General features: G+C 62.5%; 2 protein-coding genes. One reads left to right on the top strand and one right to left on the bottom strand.

All coding sequences use genetic code 11. The features are described from left to right. Positions 1-100: 100 nt before the first annotated feature. Positions 101-364 (top strand): SDR family NAD(P)-dependent oxidoreductase, encoded by a 264-nt coding sequence (locus tag TR36_RS14550; protein ID WP_237763616.1) that lies wholly within the window; start codon positions 101-103, stop codon positions 362-364. On the opposite strand, the gene TR36_RS16260 is transcribed toward TR36_RS14550, so the two are convergent. Then, complete coding sequence (locus TR36_RS16260) at positions 331-477, bottom strand: ABC transporter substrate-binding protein (protein WP_370553467.1); 147 nt, start codon at positions 475-477, stop codon at positions 331-333. The two genes, TR36_RS14550 and TR36_RS16260, sit on opposite strands and share 34 nt — an antisense overlap. Positions 478-502 lie beyond the last annotated feature (25 nt).

Genomic DNA, 502 nt, shown 5'->3' on the forward strand with positions numbered 1-502 from the left:
GAGAGCGATTCGGCGTCGATATCGTGACCATTGCGGCCGACATTGCGACCCCGAAGGCCAGCGCGCCGTGATCGAGGCTGCCGGTGATGTCGATATCCTCGTGAACAACGCCGGCGGGCCACCCCCGGTATCTGGAGCGATTGGGACCGTGAGGATTTCATCAAGGCACTGGAGTGCCAACATGCTGGCCCCAATTGCCCTGATGTCCGCACTGATGCCGAAAATGGCGGCGCGCGGCTGGGGGCGGGTGGTCAACATCACTTCGCAATCCGTAAAGGCGCCCATTCCGCAGCTGGGGCTGTCCAATGCCGCACGGGCAGGGCTGACGGGCTATGCCAGCCAGAGCGCACCGGAACCGATATAGGCAAAATCGAGCGAGCCTGCGCGAAGGGCCTGAACCTGGATCGGGCCGTTGGTAAATACGCTCAGCTTCGCCTCCAGCCCGTGTTTTGCCCACAGGTCCTGTTCGGTGGCGATTGCCGCAAGGCTGGCACCGTAATAA

The sequence above is a fragment of the Falsirhodobacter sp. alg1 genome (assembly GCF_000739715.2).
Lineage (GTDB): Bacteria > Pseudomonadota > Alphaproteobacteria > Rhodobacterales > Rhodobacteraceae > Falsirhodobacter.